The sequence below is a fragment of the Pseudomonas sp. LY-1 genome (genome assembly GCF_053502595.1).
This window is the reverse complement of the sequence record NZ_CP094353.1, coordinates 4150950-4170406: the sequence shown is the minus strand read 5'-3', so window position 1 is coordinate 4170406 and position 19457 is coordinate 4150950. Positions and strand designations below refer to the sequence as shown.

Annotated in this window: 15 protein-coding genes; 12 read left to right on the top strand and 3 right to left on the bottom strand. The window is 62.9% G+C overall.

What is annotated here, in order from left to right; translation table 11 throughout:
• Nucleotides 1-78: 78 nt before the first annotated feature.
• Genes MOQ67_RS18925 through MOQ67_RS18910 form a run of 4 tightly spaced genes read left to right on the top strand, consistent with a single transcriptional unit; the run spans nucleotide 79 to nucleotide 3613 of the window.
• Nucleotides 79-1317 carry a nitrous oxide reductase family maturation protein NosD gene (locus MOQ67_RS18925; protein WP_198717791.1) on the top strand — a complete coding sequence of 413 codons (1239 nt, stop codon included), beginning with the start codon at nucleotides 79-81 and terminating at the stop codon, nucleotides 1315-1317.
• Entirely contained in the window at nucleotides 1317-2240 is a 924-nt protein-coding gene (locus tag MOQ67_RS18920) for an ABC transporter ATP-binding protein (RefSeq protein WP_017849332.1), read from the top strand. The genes MOQ67_RS18925 and MOQ67_RS18920 overlap by 1 nt, the downstream gene beginning before the upstream one ends.
• A complete protein-coding gene (locus tag MOQ67_RS18915) occupies nucleotides 2237-3067 on the top strand; it encodes an ABC transporter permease (protein ID WP_046383080.1) in 831 nt (276 codons plus the stop codon). Before MOQ67_RS18920 ends, MOQ67_RS18915 begins: the two co-directional genes overlap by 4 nt.
• Before the next feature lie 30 nt (nucleotides 3068-3097).
• On the top strand, nucleotides 3098-3613 hold the full coding sequence (locus MOQ67_RS18910) for a nitrous oxide reductase accessory protein NosL (protein WP_017849330.1): 516 nt from the start codon (nucleotides 3098-3100) through the stop codon (nucleotides 3611-3613).
• A gap of 13 nt (nucleotides 3614-3626) precedes the next feature.
• Here the strand turns inward: MOQ67_RS18910 and MOQ67_RS18905 are convergent, their stop codons facing one another.
• From MOQ67_RS18905 to MOQ67_RS18895, 3 genes are all read right to left on the bottom strand, one after another.
• Nucleotides 3627-4307 carry a Crp/Fnr family transcriptional regulator gene (locus MOQ67_RS18905; RefSeq protein WP_046383082.1) on the bottom strand — a complete coding sequence of 227 codons (681 nt, stop codon included), beginning with the start codon at nucleotides 4305-4307 and terminating at the stop codon, nucleotides 3627-3629.
• 988 nt (nucleotides 4308-5295) lie between these two features.
• Nucleotides 5296-5943, bottom strand: a complete 648-nt coding sequence (narL, locus tag MOQ67_RS18900) for a two-component system response regulator NarL (protein ID WP_017849328.1) — start codon at nucleotides 5941-5943, stop codon at nucleotides 5296-5298.
• A complete protein-coding gene (locus tag MOQ67_RS18895) occupies nucleotides 5940-7742 on the bottom strand; it encodes a HAMP domain-containing protein (protein WP_126587235.1) in 1803 nt (600 codons plus the stop codon). The genes narL and MOQ67_RS18895 overlap by 4 nt, the downstream gene beginning before the upstream one ends.
• Nucleotides 7743-8053: 311 nt before the next feature.
• Here MOQ67_RS18895 and MOQ67_RS18890 point away from each other — a divergent pair, with 311 nt between their 5' ends.
• From MOQ67_RS18890 to moaA, 8 genes are read left to right on the top strand one after another with little or no spacing between them, the layout of a single operon-like run.
• Nucleotides 8054-9310, top strand: a complete 1257-nt coding sequence (locus MOQ67_RS18890; protein ID WP_032804979.1) for an MFS transporter — start codon at nucleotides 8054-8056, stop codon at nucleotides 9308-9310.
• A 2-nt stretch (nucleotides 9311-9312) separates the two neighbouring features.
• On the top strand, nucleotides 9313-10710 hold the full coding sequence (locus tag MOQ67_RS18885) for a NarK family nitrate/nitrite MFS transporter (RefSeq protein ID WP_046489190.1): 1398 nt from the start codon (nucleotides 9313-9315) through the stop codon (nucleotides 10708-10710).
• Nucleotides 10711-10767: 57 nt separating this feature from the next.
• On the top strand, nucleotides 10768-14541 hold the full coding sequence (locus MOQ67_RS18880) for a nitrate reductase subunit alpha (protein WP_017849324.1): 3774 nt from the start codon (nucleotides 10768-10770) through the stop codon (nucleotides 14539-14541).
• Between the two features lies 1 nt (nucleotide 14542).
• Nucleotides 14543-16081, top strand: a complete 1539-nt coding sequence (gene narH / locus MOQ67_RS18875; protein ID WP_017849323.1) for a nitrate reductase subunit beta — start codon at nucleotides 14543-14545, stop codon at nucleotides 16079-16081.
• A gap of 2 nt (nucleotides 16082-16083) precedes the next feature.
• Entirely contained in the window at nucleotides 16084-16839 is a 756-nt protein-coding gene (gene narJ, locus MOQ67_RS18870; RefSeq protein ID WP_017849322.1) for a nitrate reductase molybdenum cofactor assembly chaperone, read from the top strand.
• Nucleotides 16832-17512, top strand: a complete 681-nt coding sequence (gene narI, locus MOQ67_RS18865; RefSeq protein ID WP_017849321.1) for a respiratory nitrate reductase subunit gamma — start codon at nucleotides 16832-16834, stop codon at nucleotides 17510-17512. Before narJ ends, narI begins: the two co-directional genes overlap by 8 nt.
• Before the next feature lie 10 nt (nucleotides 17513-17522).
• Nucleotides 17523-18449 carry a peptidylprolyl isomerase gene (locus MOQ67_RS18860; protein WP_198717790.1) on the top strand — a complete coding sequence of 309 codons (927 nt, stop codon included), beginning with the start codon at nucleotides 17523-17525 and terminating at the stop codon, nucleotides 18447-18449.
• A 1-nt stretch (nucleotide 18450) separates the two neighbouring features.
• Nucleotides 18451-19437: a GTP 3',8-cyclase MoaA gene (moaA, locus tag MOQ67_RS18855; protein WP_017849319.1), complete on the top strand. Its 987-nt coding sequence runs from the start codon at nucleotides 18451-18453 to the stop codon at nucleotides 19435-19437.
• Nucleotides 19438-19457: the final 20 nt, after the last annotated feature.

Sequence of the window (19457 nt, the reverse complement as noted above, 5' to 3'; positions counted from 1 at the left end):
TCGCACCGTCCCTCCCACTTTTAGCCGTATTTCCTTTAAGAGGACATCATCGTGGCTCGATCACTCGTCATCCTGGTGATGCTGATAGTGGCTTCGGCGGGAGCGGTCGCCGCCGTTCGCCCCATCACCGACTTACCCCTGCAAGCCGACGGCCCCAACCGTTGGCGCTTGCCTGCCGGCGAGTACCGGGGCTCATTCCGCATCGACCAACCGCTGCAATTGACCTGCGCCCCCGGCGCCATCTTCCAGGCCGAAGGGCAGGGCAACGGCCTGCTGATCAGCGCGCCGGATGTCAGCGTCCAAGGCTGCACGTTCCTCGATTGGGGCGACGACCTCACGGCCATGAACGCCGCTGTGTTCATCCAGCCCCAGGCGCGTGGCGCGCAAGTGCTGGGCAACCGCCTGCAAGGCCAGGGCTTTGGCATCTGGGTCGATGGCACCCAGGACGTGAGCGTGATCGGCAACCGCATCCAGGGTGACACCTCGGTACGTTCGCAGGACCGGGGCAACGGCATTCACCTGTACGCGGTACACGGTGCCCGCGTCATCGATAACCATGTGCGCGACACCCGCGACGGCATCTACATCGACACCTCCAACGGCAACCTGCTGCAAGGCAACACCCTGGAAGACCTGCGCTACGGCATCCACTACATGTTTGCCAACGACAACCAGGTCCTGGGCAACACCACCCGCCGCACCCGCACCGGCTATGCGTTGATGCAAAGCCGCAAGCTGACGGTGATCGGCAATCGCTCCGAGCAGGACCAGAACTACGGCATCCTGATGAACTACATCACCTATTCGACCTTGCAGGGCAACGTCGTCACCGATGTGCGCGACGGCTCCACCGGCGACACCATGATCGCCGGCGGCGAAGGCAAGGCACTGTTCATCTACAACTCGCTGTTCAACCGCATCGAAAACAACCGCTTCGCGCGCAGCGCGGTGGGCATTCACCTGACCGCCGGCTCCGAAGACAACCGCATCGCCGGCAACGCCTTCATCGACAACCAGCGCCAGGTCAAATACGTCGCCAGCCGCTTGCAGGAATGGTCGGCGGACGGCCGGGGCAACTACTGGAGCGACTACCTCGGCTGGGACCGCAACGGCGATGGCCTCGGCGATGTGGCGTATGAGCCGAACGACAACGTCGACCGCCTGCTGTGGTTGTACCCCCAGGTGCGGCTCTTGATGAACAGCCCCGGCATCGAGTTGCTGCGCTGGGTGCAACGTGCGTTTCCGGTGATGAAGTCGCCGGGTGTGATGGACAGCCACCCCCTGATGCAAGCCCCCACTCAGAAGGAACCTGCATGATGAATGTCGTCGAGATCGAAGGCGTCAGCCAGCGCTATGGGCGTGCCACGGTACTGCACGACCTGAACCTGAGCCTGGCCCCCGGCGAAGTCCTGGGGTTGTTCGGGCACAACGGCGCGGGCAAGACCACGGCGATGAAGCTGGTGCTCGGCCTGCTGCGCGCCAGCGCCGGCGAGGTGCGGGTGTTCGGCCGTGCGCCGAGTGATCCCCACGTGCGCCGCTGGCTCGGTTACCTGCCGGAAAACGTCACGTTCTATGCACAGTTGAGCGGCGTCGAAACCCTGCGTCACTTCGCCCGGCTCAAGGGCGCGCCGATGCATCAGGTCGACAGCCTGCTGGACGACGTCGGCCTGACTGCGGCGGCAGGGCGGCGGGTCAAGACCTATTCCAAGGGCATGCGCCAGCGCCTCGGGTTGGCCCAGGCCTTGCTCGGCGAGCCGCGCCTGTTGCTGCTCGACGAACCTACCGTGGGCCTCGACCCGTTCGCCACCCAGGACTTGTATCGCCTGCTCGACCGCCTGCGTGCGGCCGGCACCAGCACCATCCTGTGCTCCCACGTGCTGCCGGGCGTCGAGGCGCACATCAACCGTGCGGCGATCCTGACCCAGGGCCGCCTGCTGGCCTTGGGCAGCCTGGCGCAGTTGCGCGCCGAGGCCGGCTTGCCGACGCTGATCCGCACCTGCGGCTTGCAGCGCGTCGAATCGCTGCAACAACGCTGGAGCGCCGCCGGCCATGTCACCCGGCGCTGGGGCGTCGAAGGGCTACAAGTGGCGGCGCACAACGGCAGCAAGGTGCAACTGCTGCGCCAACTGCTGGCCGAGGACAGCCCCAGCGACGTGGAAATCCTGCCGCCGTCCCTTGAAGACATCTACCGGCATTACATGGACAGCGCGATGGTCACGGCACAGGAGGCGGCCTTATGAACCCGATCTGGAACATGGCCCGCAAAGAGTTCTGCGACGGCCTGCGCAACCGTTGGCTGTTGGCGATCAGCCTGTTGTTCGCGGTGCTGGCCATCGGCATCGCCTGGCTGGGCGCCGCCGCCGCCGGGCAACTGGGCTTCACCTCGATCCCGGCGACCATCGCCAGCCTGGCCAGCCTGGCGACGTTCCTGATGCCGCTGATCGCGCTGTTGCTGGCCTACGACGCGATCGTCGGCGAAGACGAGAGCGGCACCTTGTTGCTGTTGCTCACCTATCCGTTGGGGCGCGGGCAGATCCTGCTCGGCAAGTTCGTCGGCCATGGGCTGATCCTCGCGCTGGCCACGGTCCTCGGCTTCGGCTGCGCGATGCTCGCCATTGCGTTGCTGGTCGACGACGTGGACTTCGCCATGCTGCTCTGGGCCTTTGGCCGGTTCATGCTGACCTCGGCCCTGCTTGGCTGGTGCTTTCTCGGGCTGGCTTATGGCCTGAGCAGCCTGTGCGCGGAAAAATCCACCGCCGCCGGGCTGGCGCTCGGCGTGTGGTTCTTCTTCGTGCTGGTCTTCGACCTGGCGCTGCTGGCCTTGCTGGTGCTCAGCAAAGGCCAGTTCAACCCGCAGGGGCTGCCCTGGTTGCTGCTGCTCAACCCCACCGACGTGTATCGGTTGATCAACCTCTCGGGTTTCGGTACGGGCACCCAGTCCGTCGGGGTCATGGCCCTGGGTTCGGACCTGGACGTACCGCCGCTGGCCCTGTGGGCGTGCCTGCTGGCGTGGGTGGCCGTGCCGCTGGCGCTGGCCTACGGGCTGTTCCGCCGCCGCGCGGCGTGAGGATTTTTTATGACTGCTGGAGTGAGTGAAATGGGTTTCAAGACACGGGTAGTGGCGGCCTTGCTGGTCGGCTTGTTGATGAGCGCCTGCGACAAGGCGCCAGAGTCGAGCTTCAGTGACGCGCCGGTGGCGTTTCATCCCAACGACGAGTGCCACGTGTGCGGTATGGTGATCAACGAATTCCCCGGGCCCAAGGGCCAAGTGGTGGAGCGGGGCGGGGTGAAGAAATTCTGTTCTACCGCCGAAATGCTCGGCTGGTGGCTGCAACCGGAAAACCGGCACGACGACGCGAAGCTGTACGTACACGACATGGGCCGCAGCCAATGGAATGCCCCGGACGACAAGCACCTGATCGACGCCCGCACCGCGTACTACGTGATCGGCACCGGGCTCAAGGGCGCCATGGGCGTGGTACTGGCTTCGTTTGCCGATGAGGCCAAAGCGCAGAAAGTCGCGGCGGACACCGGTGGCCGGCTGTTGCGTTTCGAGCAGATCGACCTGGCGCTGTTGCAGCAACCGATGCCGATGATGCACAGCGGGCATTGACCGCGAGGGGGTATCAACCGGCTTGATACCCCATCAACTGTTCTGCGTTCAGGATTCGAATGGTGCGTTGGCGCACTTCGATCAACCCGCCTTCCACCAGCCGATGCAGAATCCTCGAAAACGTCTCCGGCTGAATCCCCAGCTTCGACGCCACCAGGCGCTTGGGCACCTGCAACACCACCTCACCGCTGACGTCGTCGCGCTCCTGGAACAGGAAATTGATCACCCGGCGACTGGCATTGGCCAGGGTCAGGGTGTCGATGTCCTGGAGGCGCTGATGCAGGTGAATACTCATGCTCGCCAGAATCGCCAGGCAAATGGCCGGTTGGTCTTCCAGGGCGCGGCGATAGTGTTGGCCTTCGATACTCACCAGCACGCTGTCCTTGAGCGCGGTGCCACTCACCGGGTACGCCTTGGCCTGGGTGAACAGCAGCGCTTCGGCAAACGTCTGGCCGGGGCGGATGACTTCCACCAGATGCTCCTGACCTTCGCCAGTGACCCGGTGCAGCTTGATCTGGCCGCTGACCAGCAGAAAGAACCGATCGGCGGGATCGCCCTGGTGCATGAGCGGGGTGTGATTGGGCAAACGCTTGAGACTGGCCAGGGTGCAGACATCCTGGAAGGTTTTTTCAGGCAGCCGGCTGAACAGGTGATGCCTGCGCAGGGTTAGAACGATGTTGGGATGGGTGAGCATAAGGGCCTCCGCGGTTCATCAGGGTAGGGCGGCCCGGGGTTTGGGGATATGCCTCGAAGGGGGTACCTCTTCCCACGTTCGGTCAGCTTGGGTTAAAGAGACGGCCTTAATGTGGGAGGGGGCTTGCCCCCGATGGCGGTGGAGCAGTCATGCATGTAGTGGCTGACAGACTGCTATCGGGGGCAAGCCCCCTCCCACATTTGGATCTCCATGGGTCAGATAGACCTCATTCTGTATTTGCTCTTGCTCTTAGGCGCGGCCTTATAGCCAATCTGATCCTGCAAGCCGAACGCGGTCAAAAATGTGAGAGGGGGCTTGCCCCCGATGGCGGTGGAGCGGTCATGCATGTAGTGGCTGACACACTGCTATCGGGGGCAAGCCCCCTCTCACATTTGGATCTCTATGGGTCAGATAGACCTCATTCTGTATTTGCTCTTGCCCTTAGGCGCGGCCTTATAGCCAACCTGATCCTGCAAGCCGAACGCGGTCAAAAATGTGGGAGGGGGCTTGCCCCCGATGGCGGTGGAGCAGTCATGCATGTAGTGGCTGACACTCTGCTATCGGGGGCAAGCCCCCTCCCACATTTGGATCTCCATGGGTCAGATAGACCTCATTCTGTATTTGCTCTTGCTCTTAGGCGCGGACTTATAGCCAATCTGATCCTGGAAGCTGGACTCGGTCAAAATGTGGGAGGGGGCTTGCCCCCGATGGCGGTGGAGCAGTCATGCATGTAGTGGCTGACACACTGCTATCGGGGGCAAGCCCCCTCCCACATTTGGATCTCCATAGATCAGATAGACCTTGCTCTGCTTTTGATCTGTTCTTGCTCTTGCTCTTGCTCTTGCCCGAGCATTAGCGAGGTGCCGAGTGTTGGGGCAAGAGCCCTTTGGTTATTTTGGGAGTTTTCCAAGATGACCCGCTGTAAGAGCGGAGCCACCAGCCGCCGCTACCGAAGAAACAGATATGTACCCAATCCCCAGAAAAACCATCAACCCGCCTGCCGCAAGTGCTCCATCGCCCAAACCGCCGCCTCCACCCGTGACCGCAACCCCAACTTATGCAGCAGATTCTTCACATGCACCTTCACCGTCCCTTCGGTAATCCCCAACTTATGCCCGATCACCTTATTGCTGTAGCCACTGGCAATCGTGCGCAGCACCTGCCGTTCCCGCTCCGTCAAGTCCACCGCCGCATGGGGTTGCGGCGAGCGCAGTGCCTGGGCCAGCACCCGCGTCAACCCGGGGCTGATCACCAGCGCTCCATGCAACGCATCACGGATGAACTCCACCACCAACTCCGGCTCCATGTCTTTGAGCAGATACCCGTTGGCATCCAGGCGCAGTGCATCGCGAATGTCATCCTCGGCATCGGACACGGTAAACAGCAGCACCTTGCCCGCATAGTTCATGGCGCGCAGGCGGCGCAGGGTTTCCAGGCCGTTCATCTGCGGCATGTTGTTGTCCAGCAGCACCAGGTCCGGTTGCAGGGTTTCGATCTGGTCCAGGGCTTCCTGGCCATTGCCGGCTTCGCCGACCACCTGCAGATCGTCTTCGAGTTCGAGTATCTGACGCATGCCGTGGCGCATCATCGGGTGATCGTCGACCAGCAAAATGCGGTGGCGGGGGAGTGTGCTCATGGGAGGTTACCTTGTAGAGGTTGCCCGAGAAATTCCGGTTGAAAACGTAAATGCACCCGTGTGCCCTGGGGCTCGCGGGGGCTGATGTCGAGTTGGCCGTGCAGGCTGCGCGCGCGTTCGTCCATGATGGTCAGGCCGTGGTGTTCGCGTTGGTCGACGGCGCCGCAAAAGCCACGGCCGTCGTCCTCGATGCTCAGGCTCACGGTCTCGCCCTCCTGGCGCAGTTGCAGCCAGGCGTTTTGCGCATGGGCGTGGCGCAGGCAGTTGGACAGGGCTTCGCGGGTGATCTGCAGCAAGTGGATCTGTTCGCTGGCCGACAATTGGAAGGCGAGGGCGTCGACGTGCAGGTGGACCTGGAATTCGCCGCGCCGGGAGAACTCTTCGGCGGTTTCCGATAGCTCCTGTACCAACCCGGCATCGTGGATTTGCAGGCGGAAGGTGGTCAGCAGCTCGCGCAGTTGACGGTAGGCGTTGTTCAGGCCGTCGCGCAGTTCGGCGGTGACGGTGGCCAGGGTTTCCACGGGTTCGCCCCGGCGGATCAGGGTTTGCATGCGGCTGACTTGCAGCTTCATGTACGACAGCGCCTGCGCCAGGGAGTCGTGCAGTTCCCGGGCGATGATGGTGCGCTCGTCGAGCAGCAGCAAACGATGGTCCTGTTCGCGCTGGCGTTTGAGCGACAGTGAAGTGCCGATCAGGTTGGCCAGGGCCTGGATCAATTGCTTTTCCCAGTCTTGCGGAGGGTGGCCATCGTCGAAGTGGGCCTTGAGTTCGCCGAGTTCCGAGCCCTGGTTGCTGATGCTGAATATCTGCGGCGGCGCCACTTTGTGTTTATGGCAGCTTGCGCAATCGCCGATGGCGCAGATGTTACGGCTGTCGCCGCCGTGCAAGGCGAGCATCTGCTGGGCCGGTGCGAGGAAGTGGCCTTGCAGGCACAACGACAGGCGCAACCCCGGCAGGCGTTTCTGGAAGCGCCGGATCAATTCGTCCAGGCCCTCGGCATTGGCCAGGCGCGTGGCCAGGCTGCTGCTGCTCTGGTACAGCAGTTCGAGGGCGGCGTTGGCTTGTTGCAGGTTGAGGGTCTTGAGGCGCACCTGGCTTTCCAGGGTGCGGTGGGACGCCTCGATGGTCTCGGCCATGGTGTTGAAGCTCAGAGCCAGTTGCCCCAGCTCATCTTCGGAGCGGTGGTTGACCCGGGTCTTGAAATCGCCGTCGCGAAAGCGCCGGGTGGCCTGTACCAGTTCCTGCAAAGGGTTGACCACGCCGTACTGCAACTCATACAGGCCGATCAACAGGATGATCAACGTGCTGAACAGCGCCAGGCCCTGGATGCCTTGCTGCCAGCTTTGTTTGCGTTCGCTCTGTTGCTGCAACAGGCTGACGAATTGATTCATTTGCTCGACGAATGTCGGCGCGCTGGCCTGGAACTGCGCCGTATCACCGCGCGTCAGGGCCGGGCGCAGCTCGTCGTTCCAGCGTTGCTGGATCTGTTGGTAGCTCTGCAGCAGGGCGCTGTTTGGGCCGTCTTCCAGCACCGCCTTGAGCGAGTCGCTGTCGAGGCGCCCTTGCAGGCTCTGGGTGATGCTGTCGATCTCTTCGGCCGGCGCGGCGGCGGCGAGCCGCCAGCTGAGGTGGTAGGTCTCCATACGCACGGAGCCGGCGGTGTTGATTGCGGCGGCGTCGCCCTGGCTGAACCAGGCGATCAGCCCCGCACTCAAGGAACTGGCAAGGGCCAGGATAGCGATCAGGATCACAGCCAAGCCGGCGCGTGCGGGCAGGGAGCTGCGTAGCCAGCTAAACATCACGGCGTAGTCGGAGGGGGGAGAAAGCCTGCATGGCGGCACCTGAAAAGGAAAAACGAGCTGGAAAACGGCGATCCCTGGCGCACTACCTCTAAAGAGTTGCCGGCAAACCCTCCCACGGGAAAACGCCGGCACAAGAGATCAATCCATTGATAAATAAAGACTTTCTCTTGTTATAGGAACTACCTCCTTAGAGGTATATGGGATCAGCATAGCCTTATACCCACCTGGCCGACGTTGATCTGCGTCAAGTTCCAAGGGGGTGTCGCCCCTAACCTGCGCTCATGAAATCACCTTTCGGAGCGCATACCGTGACTCAACCCCGTATAAGACAAGGCTTGGTGCTGGGCATGAGCACGCTGGCCTTCACCGTCTGCTTTATGGTGTGGATGATGTTCGCCGTGTTGGGCGTGCCCATCAAAGAGCTGCTGCAACTCAACGAAACCCAGTTTGGCCTGCTGGCCGCCACGCCGGTCTTGACCGGTTCCCTGGTGCGCCTGCCCCTGGGCTTGCTGACTGACCGCTTCGGCGGGCGCATCGTGTTCTTCCTGTTGATGCTGGCCTGCGTGCTGCCGCTGTACCTGATCACCTACGCCACCGCTTATTGGCAGTTCCTGGTGCTGGGCCTGTTTGTCGGCCTGGCCGGCGGTTCGTTCTCGGTGGGCATCGCCTACGTCGCCAAGTGGTTCGACAAGGACAACCAGGGCTTCGCCATGGGCGTGTTCGGCGCCGGTAACGCCGGGGCCGCGGTCACCAAGTTCCTCGCCCCGGCGCTGATCGCCCTCGGCACCTGGCACCTGGTGCCCAAGGTGTTCGGCGCGATCCTGTTCATCACCGCGCTGTTGTTCTGGTTCCTCACCAGCGAGAACAAGGCCCACCGCAGTGCCGGCGGCGCCACCTTGCGCGAGCAACTGCGGTGCCTGAAAGACCCGGCCGTGTGGCGCTACTGCCAGTACTACTCGATTGTCTTCGGCGGCTACGTCGGCCTGGCATTGTGGATGACCAAGTACTACGTACAGGAATACGGTTTCAGCCTGCAAAGCGCGGCGCTGCTGGCCGCCTGTTTCTCCCTGCCCGGCGGTGTGCTGCGCGCGGTCGGCGGTTGGATGTCCGACCGCTGGGGCGCCCAGAGCGTGACCTGGTGGGTGTTGTGGGTGAGCTGGGTCTGCCTGTTCCTGCTCAGCTACCCGCAGACCCAATTGCAGGTGCAGACCGTCAACGGTCCCCTGGATTTGCACATCGGCCTCAACCCCACCCTGTTCACCGTGCTGCTGTTCGTGATGGGCATCGCCTTCGCGTTCGGCAAAGCCTCGGTGTTCAAGTACATCGCCAATGACTACCCGCAGAACATGGGCGCGGTGTCCGGCATCGTCGGCCTGGCCGGTGGCCTGGGGGGCTTTGTGCTGCCGATTCTGTTTGGCGCCCTGGTGGACCTCACCGGCGTGCGCTCGTCCTGCTTCATGTTGATGTACGGCGTGGTCTGGGTGTCCCTGACCTGGATGTACCTCAGCGAAATCCGCAAACAACCGCTGCTGGGCAACACCGCCCAACGTCTCCAAGGAGAATGAACATGTCCATCGCGCAAAAGCCCGATTCGGGCCCGGTGATTCACGACTGGCGCCCCGAGGACCCCGCGTTCTGGGGGGCCAGCGGCAAAAAGACCGCTACCCGCAACCTGTGGATCTCGATTCCCGCGCTGCTGCTGGCCTTCGCCGTGTGGATGGTGTGGAGCACGGTGATCGTGCGCCTCAACGCCATCGGCTTCAGCTTCACCACCGACCAGCTGTTCTGGCTGGCGGCGTTGCCCGGCCTGTCCGGCGCGACCTTGCGGGTGTTCTATTCGTTCATGGTGCCGATCTTCGGCGGGCGTCGCTGGACTGCCCTGAGCACCGCGTCGCTGTTGCTGCCGGCGCTGTGGATGGGCTTCGCGGTGCAAGACCCCAACACCCCTTACAGCGTGTTCGTGCTGATCGCCTTGTTGTGCGGCTTTGGCGGCGGCAACTTCGCCTCCAGCATGTCCAACATCAGCTTCTTCTACCCCAAGGCGCAGCAAGGCACGGCCCTGGGCCTGAACGCCGGCCTCGGTAACCTGGGCGTGTCGGTGATGCAGTTTTGCGTGCCGCTGGTGATCACCTTCGGGGTGTTCGGCATGGTCGGCGGGCAAGCGCAAACCCTGCCCGACGGTAGCCAGCTGTGGCTGCAGAACGCCGGGTTCATCTGGGTGCCGTTCATCCTCACCGTCACCGTGGCGGCCTGGTTCGGCATGAATGACCTGTCCAGCGCCCGCGCTTCGTTCAGCGAGCAGGCGGTGATCTTCAAACGCAAGCACAACTGGCTGATGTGCTGGTTGTACCTGGCGACCTTCGGTTCGTTCATCGGCTTTTCGGCGGCGTTCCCGCTGCTGATCAAAACCTCGTTTCCGGACGTGGTGGCGTTGAAGTTCGCCTTCCTCGGCCCGCTGGTCGGCGCCCTGGTGCGCCCACTGGGCGGCTGGCTGGCGGACAAACTGGGCGGCGCGCGAGTGACCCTGTGGAACTTCGTGCTGATGATCGTGATGGTATTCGGCGTGCTGCACTTCCTGCCGCAGAACGGCCAGGGCGGCAACTTCTACGGCTTCCTCGGCCTGTTCATGTTGCTGTTCATCACCACAGGCGTGGGCAACGGCTCCACCTTCCGCATGATCCCGGTGATCTTCCGCACCCAGCACGAGAAAGCCAGCGCCGGTAAATCCGCCGCCGAGCGCGAGCAGGCCATCAAGAATGCCGGCAAGGAATCCGCCGCCGTACTGGGGTTCAGTTCGGCCATGGGCGCCTTCGGTGCGTTCTTCATTCCCAAGTCCTTCGGCACCTCCATGGCCGCCACCGGTAGCCCGGCGATGGCCTTCTACATGTTTGTCGGTTTCTACCTGAGCTGCATTGTCGTGACCTGGTGGTGGTATGCCCGCAAAGGTTGCGCCACCCCCTGCTAGTCCGACCTGAATTCGCGGGGCAACGCACCCCGCAGCACGCCTGATGAGGAAAGCACCATGAGTCATTTGTTGGATCAACTGCGGTTCTTCAACCGCAAACAAAACGAATTTTCCGACGGCCACGGCGAGACCCGTAAAGAGTCCCGCGACTGGGAAAACGTCTACCGTTCGCGCTGGCAGTACGACAAGATCGTGCGTTCCACCCATGGCGTGAACTGCACCGGCTCCTGCTCGTGGAAGATCTACGTGAAGAACGGCCTGATCACCTGGGAAACCCAGCAGACCGACTACCCGCGCACCCGCAACGACCTGCCCAACCACGAACCCCGTGGCTGCCCGCGCGGTGCGAGCTACAGCTGGTACATCTACAGCGCCAACCGGCTCAAGTACCCGAAGATCCGCAAGCCGCTGCTCAAGCTGTGGCGTGAAGCGCGCCAGACCCTGGCGCCGGTGGAAGCCTGGGCGAGCATTGTCGAGGACAAGGCCAAGGCCGACTCCTATAAAAGCAAGCGCGGCATGGGCGGTTTCATTCGCTCGAACTGGGAGGAGGTGAATGAAATCATCGCCGCCTCCAACGTCTACACCATCAAACAATACGGCCCGGACCGCATCGTCGGCTTCTCGCCGATCCCGGCCATGTCGATGGTCAGCTACGCGGCGGGTTCGCGTTACCTGTCGCTGATCGGCGGCGTGTGCCTGAGCTTCTACGACTGGTACTGCGACCTGCCACCGGCCTCGCCGATGGTGTGGGGCGAGCAGACCGACGTGCCGGAATCGGCCGACTGGTACAACTCCAACTACATCATCGCCTGGGGTTCCAACGTTCCGCAGACCCGTACCCCGGACGCGCACTTCTTCACCGAGGTGCGCTACAAGGGCACCAAGACGGTGGCGATCACCCCCGACTATTCGGAAGTGGCCAAGCTCACCGACCTGTGGCTCAACCCTAAGCAGGGCACCGACGCCGCGTTGGCCCAGGCTTTCAACCATGTGATCTTCAAAGAATTTCACCTGGACAAGCCGAGCGCCTACTTCACCGACTACGCCAAGCGCTTCACCGACTTGCCGGTGCTGGTGATGCTCAAGCCGATGACCGGTTTCGCTCCCGGCGCAGGCTTCCAGCCGGACCGCTTCCTGCGCGCCTCGGACCTCACCGGCAACCTCGGCCAGGACAACAACCCGGAATGGAAAACCATCGCCCTCGACGAGAGCGGCGAACTGGTCTCGCCGCAAGGCTCCATCGGCTATCGCTGGGGCGAGAAGGGCAAGTGGAACATCCTCGCCAAAGAGGGCGGTGAAGGCCGCGCGATCGACCTGAAACTCAGCCTGATCGGTGACGACGTCGCCGAAGTGGCGTTCCCGTACTTCGCCGGCGAAGTCCAGGAGCATTTCCAGCACGTCGCTGGCGAGGCGGTGCAGTACCGCCGCGTGCCGGTCCACAACGTGACCCTGGCCGACGGCAGCGTGGCCAAGGTGGCGACCGTGTTCGACCTGTCGGCGGCCAACCTGGCCATCGACCGTGGCCTGGGCGGCCACAACGTGGCCAAGGACTACGACGACGCCAGCGTGCCGGGCACCCCGGCGTGGCAGGAAGCGATCACCGGCGTCAGCCGCGAGAAAGCCATCCAGATCGCCCGTGAGTTCGCCGACAACGCCGACAAGACCAAGGGTCGCTCAATGATCATCGTCGGCGCGGCGATGAATCACTGGTACCACATGGACATGAACTACCGCGGGCTGATCAACATGCTCATGCTCTGCGGTTGCGTCGGCCAGACCGGCGGCGGCTGGGCCCACTACGTCGGCCAGGAAAAACTGCGCCCGCAGTGCGGCTGGCTGCCCCTGGCCTTCGGCCTGGACTGGAACCGCCCACCGCGCCAGATGAACGGCACCAGCTTCTTCTATGGCCACAGCTCGCAATGGCGCCACGAAAAAATGAGCATGCACGATGTGCTCTCGCCTCTGGCCGACAAGTCGCAGTTCCCCGAACACGCCCTGGACTACAACATCCGCGCCGAACGCGCCGGCTGGTTGCCCAGCGCGCCGCAGCTCAACACCAACCCGCTGCACATCTGCCGTGAGGCCGCCGCTGCCGGCATGACGCCGAAAGACTACGTGGTCAAATCCTGGCAGGACGGCAGCCTGCGTTTTGCCTGCGAACAGCCGGACAGCCCGGTGAACTTCCCGCGCAACATGTTCATCTGGCGCTCCAACCTGCTCGGTTCGTCGGGCAAGGGCCATGAGTACATGCTCAAGTACCTGTTGGGCACCAAGAACGGCGTGATGAACGAAGACATCGGCCACAGCACCGAATGCAAGCCCACCGAGGCCGAATGGGTCGAGGACGGCGCCATCGGCAAGCTCGATCTGGTGACCACGCTGGACTTCCGCATGTCCTCCACCTGCGTGTATTCCGACATCGTCTTGCCGACCGCCACCTGGTACGAAAAAGACGACATGAACACCTCGGACATGCACCCGTTCATCCACCCGTTGTCGGCGGCTATCGACCCGGCGTGGGAATCGCGTTCCGACTGGGAAATCTACAAAGGCATCGCCAAGGCGTTCTCGGCCATGTCGGTCGGTCACCTGGGTGTGGAACAAGACCTGGTCACCGTACCGCTGATGCACGACAGCGTCGGCGAACTGGCCCAACCGTTTGGCGGCACCGACTGGAAAAGCGCACGCGTGGCCCCGGTACCCGGCAAGAACGCGCCGAACATCGCAGTGGTGGAACGCGACTACCCGAACATCTACAAACAGTTCTCGTCGCTGGGCCCGATGCTGGAAAAACTCGGCAACGGCGGCAAGGGCATCAACTGGAACACCGATGAAGAAGTCGAGTTCCTTGGCGAACTGAACCATCACGAAAACGATGCCGGGATCAGCCATGGCCGGCCAAAAATCGACACCGCTATCGATGCCGCCGAGGTGATCCTGTCCCTGGCCCCGGAAACCAACGGCAAGGTGGCCTTGAAAGCCTGGGCCGCGCTGTCGGAATTCACCGGCATCGACCACAGCCACCTGGCGATTTCCAAGGCCCATGAAGCGATCCGCTTCCGCGATATCCAGGCGCAGCCGCGCAAGATCATCTCCAGCCCGACCTGGTCCGGCCTGGAAGACGAACACGTGAGCTACAACGCCGGCTACACCAACGTCCATGAAAACATCCCATGGCGCACCATCACCGGCCGCCAGCAGTTCTACCAGGATCACCCGTGGATGCAGGCGTTCGGCGAGCAGTTAATGAGCTACCGGCCACCGGTCAACACCAAGACCATCGAAGGCGTGAAGGGCAAGCGCAGCAATGGCGAAACCGAGATCGTGCTGAACTGGATCACTCCGCACCAGAAGTGGGGCATCCACAGCACCTACAGCGACAACTTGCTGATGCTCACCTTGAGCCGCGGCGGGCCGATTGTGTGGCTCTCGGAGATCGACGCCAAGCGCGCCGGGATCGAGGACAACGACTGGATCGAGTGCTTCAACGTCAACGGCGCACTGACCGCCCGTGCGGTGGTCAGCCAGCGCGTCAAGGAAGGCATGGTGATGATGTACCACGCTCAGGAACGCATCGTGAACGTGCCGGGTTCGGAAACCACCAAGACCCGCGGCGGCCACCACAACTCGGTGACCCGCGTGGTGCTCAAACCGACCCACATGATCGGCGGCTATGCCCAGCAGGCCTACGGTTTCAACTACTACGGCACGGTCGGTTGCAACCGCGACGAGTTTGTCGTGGTGCGCAAAATGGCCAAGGTCGACTGGCTCGATGGTTCCACCGGCGATGACTTGCCGCGCCCATTGCCGACTGATATCGAGGAGAACTGAGATGAAGATTCGCTCACAGATCGGCATGGTCCTGAACCTGGACAAATGCATCGGCTGCCACACCTGTTCCATCACCTGCAAAAACGTCTGGACCAGCCGTGAAGGCATGGAATACGCCTGGTTCAACAACGTCGAGTCCAAGCCCGGCATCGGTTACCCGAAAGAATGGGAAAACCAGGACAAGTGGAAGGGCGGCTGGGTGCGCAACGCCAACGGCTCGATCAACCCGCGCATCGGCGGCAAGTTCCGCGTGTTGGCGAACATTTTCGCCAACCCTGACCTGCCGAGCTTGGACGACTACTACGAGCCGTTCGACTTCGACTACCAGCACCTGCACACCGCGCCTTTGGGCGAGCACCAACCGACCGCGCGTCCGCGCTCGCTGGTGTCCGGCAAGCGCATGCAGAAAATCGAGTGGGGCCCGAACTGGGAAGAAATCCTCGGCACCGAGTTCGCCAAGCGCCGCAAGGACAAGAACTTCGACCAGATCCAGGCCGACATTTATGGCGAGTACGAAAACACCTTCATGATGTACCTGCCGCGCCTGTGCGAGCACTGCCTCAACCCGGCGTGCGCGGCCTCGTGCCCGAGCGGTGCGATCTACAAGCGTGAAGAAGACGGCATCGTGCTGATCGACCAGGAAAAGTGCCGCGGCTGGCGCATGTGCATCAGCGGCTGCCCGTACAAGAAGATCTACTTTAACTGGAAGAGCGGCAAATCCGAGAAGTGCATCTTCTGCTACCCGCGCATCGAAGCCGGCATGCCCACCGTGTGTGCCGAAACCTGCGTCGGCCGGATTCGCTACCTTGGCGTGCTGCTCTACGACGCCGACCGCATCAGCGAAGTGGCGAGCACCGCCAACGAGCAAGACCTGTACGAGAAACAGCTGGAAATCTTCCTCGACCCGAATGACCCGGCGGTGATTCGCCAGGCCCTGGCCGATGGCGTGCCGCAGTCGGTGATCGACTCGGCCCAGCGCTCGCCGGTCTACAAAATGGCCGTCGATTGGAAACTCGCACTGCCGCTGCACCCGGAATACCGCACCTTGCCGATGGTTTGGTACGTACCGCCACTGTCGCCGATCCAGAACGCTGCCGCCGCTGGCACCGTGGGCATGAACGGGGTGATCCCGGATGTCGACAGCCTGCGCATTCCGCTGCGTTACCTGGCCAACCTGCTCACCGCTGGCGATGAAAAACCGGTCAAGCGTGCGCTCAAACGCCTGTTGGCGATGCGTGCCTACAAACGCTCCCAGCAAGTCGACGGCGTGCAGGACCTGCAAGTGCTCGAAGACGTCGGCCTGAGCGTGGAACAGGTGGAAGAGATGTACCGCTACCTGGCGATCGCCAACTACGAAGACCGCTTTGTGGTGCCGAGCGCGCACCGTGAAGACGCCATGAGCGACGCGTTCGCCGAACGCTCCGGCTGTGGTTTCAGCTTCGGCAGCGGTTGCAGCGGCAGCTCCGACACCAACATGTTCGGCGCCAAGAAGGCCAACCGTCGCGACGTGTTGAAAACCGTACAGATCTGGGAGGACTGAGCATGCGTATTCTCAAAGTGATTTCGTTGCTGCTGGACTACCCCACCGAAACCCTGGTGAACGGCCGCGACGAACTGGAACAGGCGATCATCGAGTCGCGGGAGATCAGCCCCAAGCAGCGCGGCGCGTTGTTCGAGTTGCTCGAGCTGATCTGCGCCAATGACCTGATGGACGGCCAGGAACACTACGGTGCGCTGTTCGGCCGTGGGCGCTCGCTGTCGTTGCTGTTGTTCGAACACGTCCACGGCGAGTCCCGCGACCGTGGCCAGGCCATGGTCGACATGATGGCCCAGTACGAAGAGGCCGGGTTTGCCATCGGCGTCAAGGAGCTGCCGGACTATATCCCGCTGTACCTGGAGTTCCTCTCGACCCGCGAAGACATCGAGGCCCGCGAGGGCCTGGCGGATGTGGCGCACCTGCTGGCGCTGCTCGCCGCACGTCTGGACGAGCGCGAGAGCGGCTACGCCAGTTGCTTCCGTGCGTTGCTGCAGATCTCGGGTGCCGAGCCGCACCAGGCCGTGGCCGAACTGCGCGCGCAGGTCGCCGCCGAGCCGCGTGACGACTCCCTCGAAGCCCTGGACAAGATCTGGGAAGAGGAAGCGGTGGACTTTATGCAGGCCGAACAACAGGACCGTTGCAGCTCGATGCCCAGCGCACCGGGCAAAGCCCGCGAAGAAAGCGCGGTGCCGTTGCACTGGGTGGATTTTCAGCAAGAAGGGCAGGCCGCAGTGCCGGCCACGGAGGTGGGTAATGTCTAAGTGGAATTTGCTGGTATTCGGGGTGTACCCCTATGTCGCCCTGGCGATCTGCCTGTTGGGCAGTTGGGCGCGGTTCGACCTGTCGCAGTACACCTGGAAGGCTGGCTCCAGCCAGATGCTCAACAACCGTGGCATGCGCGTGGCGAGCAACTTTTTCCACATTGGCGTGCTGTTCGTGCTGGCCGGGCACTTTGTCGGCCTGCTGACCCCGGCGTCGGTCTATCACCATGTGATCAGCACTGAGCACAAGCAGTTGCTGGCGATGGTCTCCGGTGGCGTCTTCGGCCTGCTGTGCCTGGTGGGCTTGCTGATGCTGGTCAAGCGCCGCCTGGGCGACCCGCGTGTACGGGCCACGTCGAGCCCGTCGGACATCCTGATCCTGCTGGTGCTGCTCGCGCAGTTGGTGCTCGGTTTGCTGACCATCGTCGCGTCCACCGGGCATATGGACGGTTCGGTCATGGTGATGCTCGCCGACTGGGCGCAGAACGTGGTGCTGTTGCGGCCAGTGGACGCGGCGGCGTCGATCGAGCCGGTCAGCCTGATCTACAAGGCGCATGTGGCGCTGGGCTTGACCCTGTTCGTGCTGTTCCCGTTTACCCGCTTGGTGCATATGGTCAGCGCGCCAATCTGGTACCTGGGGCGTCGTTATCAAATCGTGCGGCAGAAGTATTGAGGAGAGCGTCATGACAACTGGATGCGGATGTGGTGGCGGTAATGGCGGCAGCGGCGGTTGCGGCTCGTCGGTCAAAGAACCGGTGGTGGCCGAGGTTGCGGCCCCGGCTCTGTTCGAGGAACTCAAGGCGCCTGAATTGATCGCCAGCAGTGAACAGGAATGGCCGATCATCAGCGTCAACGGCGTGCCCGTCACGCCGGAGGCCATGGCCCTGGAGTTGCAATATCACCCGGCCGAAAGCCGCGAGGAGGCGGTGTATCTGGCCGCCCGTGCGCTGGTGATCCGCGAGCTGTTGCAGCAGCGGATCGCCGAGCTGGGCCTGGCGGTGGAGATCGCCGCCGGCGAGAACGAAGAAGAAGCCGCCACGCGCTTGCTGCTCGAGCGTGAGGTCAAGGTGCCTGAGTGCGACGAGGCCACCTGTGTGCGCTACTTCGAGAACAACCGCGGGCGCTTTCACAGCGCGCCGTTGCTGGCGGTGCGGCACATTCTGCTCGAATGCGCGCCGGACGACGCCGAGGCGCGCCATCTGGCGCACAGTCAGGCGGAAGTGCTGCTGCTGAACCTGAACGAGCAGCCCGGCCAATTCGCCGAGCTGGCCCTGCAGTATTCGGCGTGCCCGTCCAAGGCCCAGGGCGGTTCGCTGGGCCAGGTGAGCAAGGGCCAGACCGTGCCCGAGTTGGAGCGTCAGTTGTTCACCCTCGCGCCGGGCTTGGCCGGCAAGCCGCTGGAGAGTCGTTATGGCTGGCATGTGATCTATGTCGATCAGCGTATCGAAGGCCAACCGCTGCCGTATGAAGCGGTGGCGGTGGCGATCCGCACCCAGTTGCAGCAAGGCGTGTGGCAAAAGGCATTGGTGCAGTACCTGCAAACCCTGATCGGCGCGGCGGACATTCGTGGCATCGCGCTGCAGGGCGCCGACTCGCCGCTGGTGCAGTGACATGAGCCTGGTGGATGGGGTGGGCCGTTCGATCGATTACCTGCGCTTGTCGGTGACCGACCGTTGTGATTTTCGCTGTGTGTACTGCATGGCGAAAAACATGACGTTCCTGCCGCGCCAGCAGGTGCTGACCCTGGAAGAGCTGGAACGCCTGGCCGCGCTGTTCGTCGGCCAGGGCGTGCGCAAGATCCGCCTGACCGGCGGCGAGCCGTTGATCCGCCCGGGCATTGTCGGGTTGTGCCGCAATATCGCGGCACTGCCGGGCTTGCGCGAACTGGTGATGACCAGCAACGGCTCGCAGTTGGCGCGCCTCGCGCAGCCGCTGGTGGACGCCGGGGTCAAGCGCATGAACATCAGCCTCGACAGCCTGGATGCGCAGCGCTTTCGCGCGATCACCCGCAACGGTGATCTGCGCCAGGTGCTGGACGGTATCGAGGCGGCGCGAGAGGCCGGGTTCGAGCGGGTCAAGCTCAACTGCGTGGTGATGAAAGGGCGCAACTTCGATGAAGTGCCGGCGCTGGTGCAGTACGCGATTGACCAAGGCATCGACATCAGCTTTATCGAGGAAATGCCCCTGGGCGACGTGGGCCGCTCCCGCGGCGAGACGTTCTGTGCCAGTGATGAAGTACGCAGCGTGATCGCCCGTCACCATGCCTTGCTCGACAGCACCGAAAACAGCGGCGGCCCGGCGCGCTATGTGCGCCTGGCGCGGCATCCGGGCACGCGCATCGGCTTTATCTCGCCCAACTCCCACAACTTCTGCGGCAGTTGCAACCGCGTGCGGATGACCGTCGAAGGGCAGTTGCTGCTGTGCCTGGGGCAGGACAACGCGGTGGACTTCCGCGCTTTGCTGCGGCGTTACCCGTTGGACGACGCGCCGTTGATCGAGGCGTTGCACAAGGGATTGCGGGGTAAGCCGCTGCGCCATGATTTCACCGGGGCAGGGGAGGTGCAGGTGGTGCGCTTCATGAATATGAGCGGCGGTTGAATGTGGCAGGGGACTTGCTG

Excerpts from the sequence above, each read along its gene's own strand:
- MOQ67_RS18925 (WP_198717791.1), top strand. The coding sequence starts at position 79 with ATGCTGATAGTGGCTTCGGCGGGAGCGGTCGCCGCCGTTCGCCCCATC.
- MOQ67_RS18920 (WP_017849332.1), top strand. The coding sequence starts at position 1,317 with ATGAATGTCGTCGAGATCGAAGGCGTCAGCCAGCGCTATGGGCGTGCC.
- MOQ67_RS18915 (WP_046383080.1), top strand. The coding sequence starts at position 2,237 with ATGAACCCGATCTGGAACATGGCCCGCAAAGAGTTCTGCGACGGCCTG.
- MOQ67_RS18910 (WP_017849330.1), top strand. The coding sequence starts at position 3,098 with ATGGGTTTCAAGACACGGGTAGTGGCGGCCTTGCTGGTCGGCTTGTTG.
- MOQ67_RS18905 (WP_046383082.1), bottom strand. The coding sequence starts at position 4,307 with ATGCTCACCCATCCCAACATCGTTCTAACCCTGCGCAGGCATCACCTG.
- narL (WP_017849328.1), bottom strand. The coding sequence starts at position 5,943 with ATGAGCACACTCCCCCGCCACCGCATTTTGCTGGTCGACGATCACCCG.
- MOQ67_RS18895 (WP_126587235.1), bottom strand. The coding sequence starts at position 7,742 with ATGTTTAGCTGGCTACGCAGCTCCCTGCCCGCACGCGCCGGCTTGGCT.
- MOQ67_RS18885 (WP_046489190.1), top strand. The coding sequence starts at position 9,313 with ATGTCCATCGCGCAAAAGCCCGATTCGGGCCCGGTGATTCACGACTGG.
- MOQ67_RS18880 (WP_017849324.1), top strand. The coding sequence starts at position 10,768 with ATGAGTCATTTGTTGGATCAACTGCGGTTCTTCAACCGCAAACAAAAC.
- narH (WP_017849323.1), top strand. The coding sequence starts at position 14,543 with ATGAAGATTCGCTCACAGATCGGCATGGTCCTGAACCTGGACAAATGC.
- narJ (WP_017849322.1), top strand. The coding sequence starts at position 16,084 with ATGCGTATTCTCAAAGTGATTTCGTTGCTGCTGGACTACCCCACCGAA.
- narI (WP_017849321.1), top strand. The coding sequence starts at position 16,832 with ATGTCTAAGTGGAATTTGCTGGTATTCGGGGTGTACCCCTATGTCGCC.
- MOQ67_RS18860 (WP_198717790.1), top strand. The coding sequence starts at position 17,523 with ATGACAACTGGATGCGGATGTGGTGGCGGTAATGGCGGCAGCGGCGGT.
- moaA (WP_017849319.1), top strand. The coding sequence starts at position 18,451 with ATGAGCCTGGTGGATGGGGTGGGCCGTTCGATCGATTACCTGCGCTTG.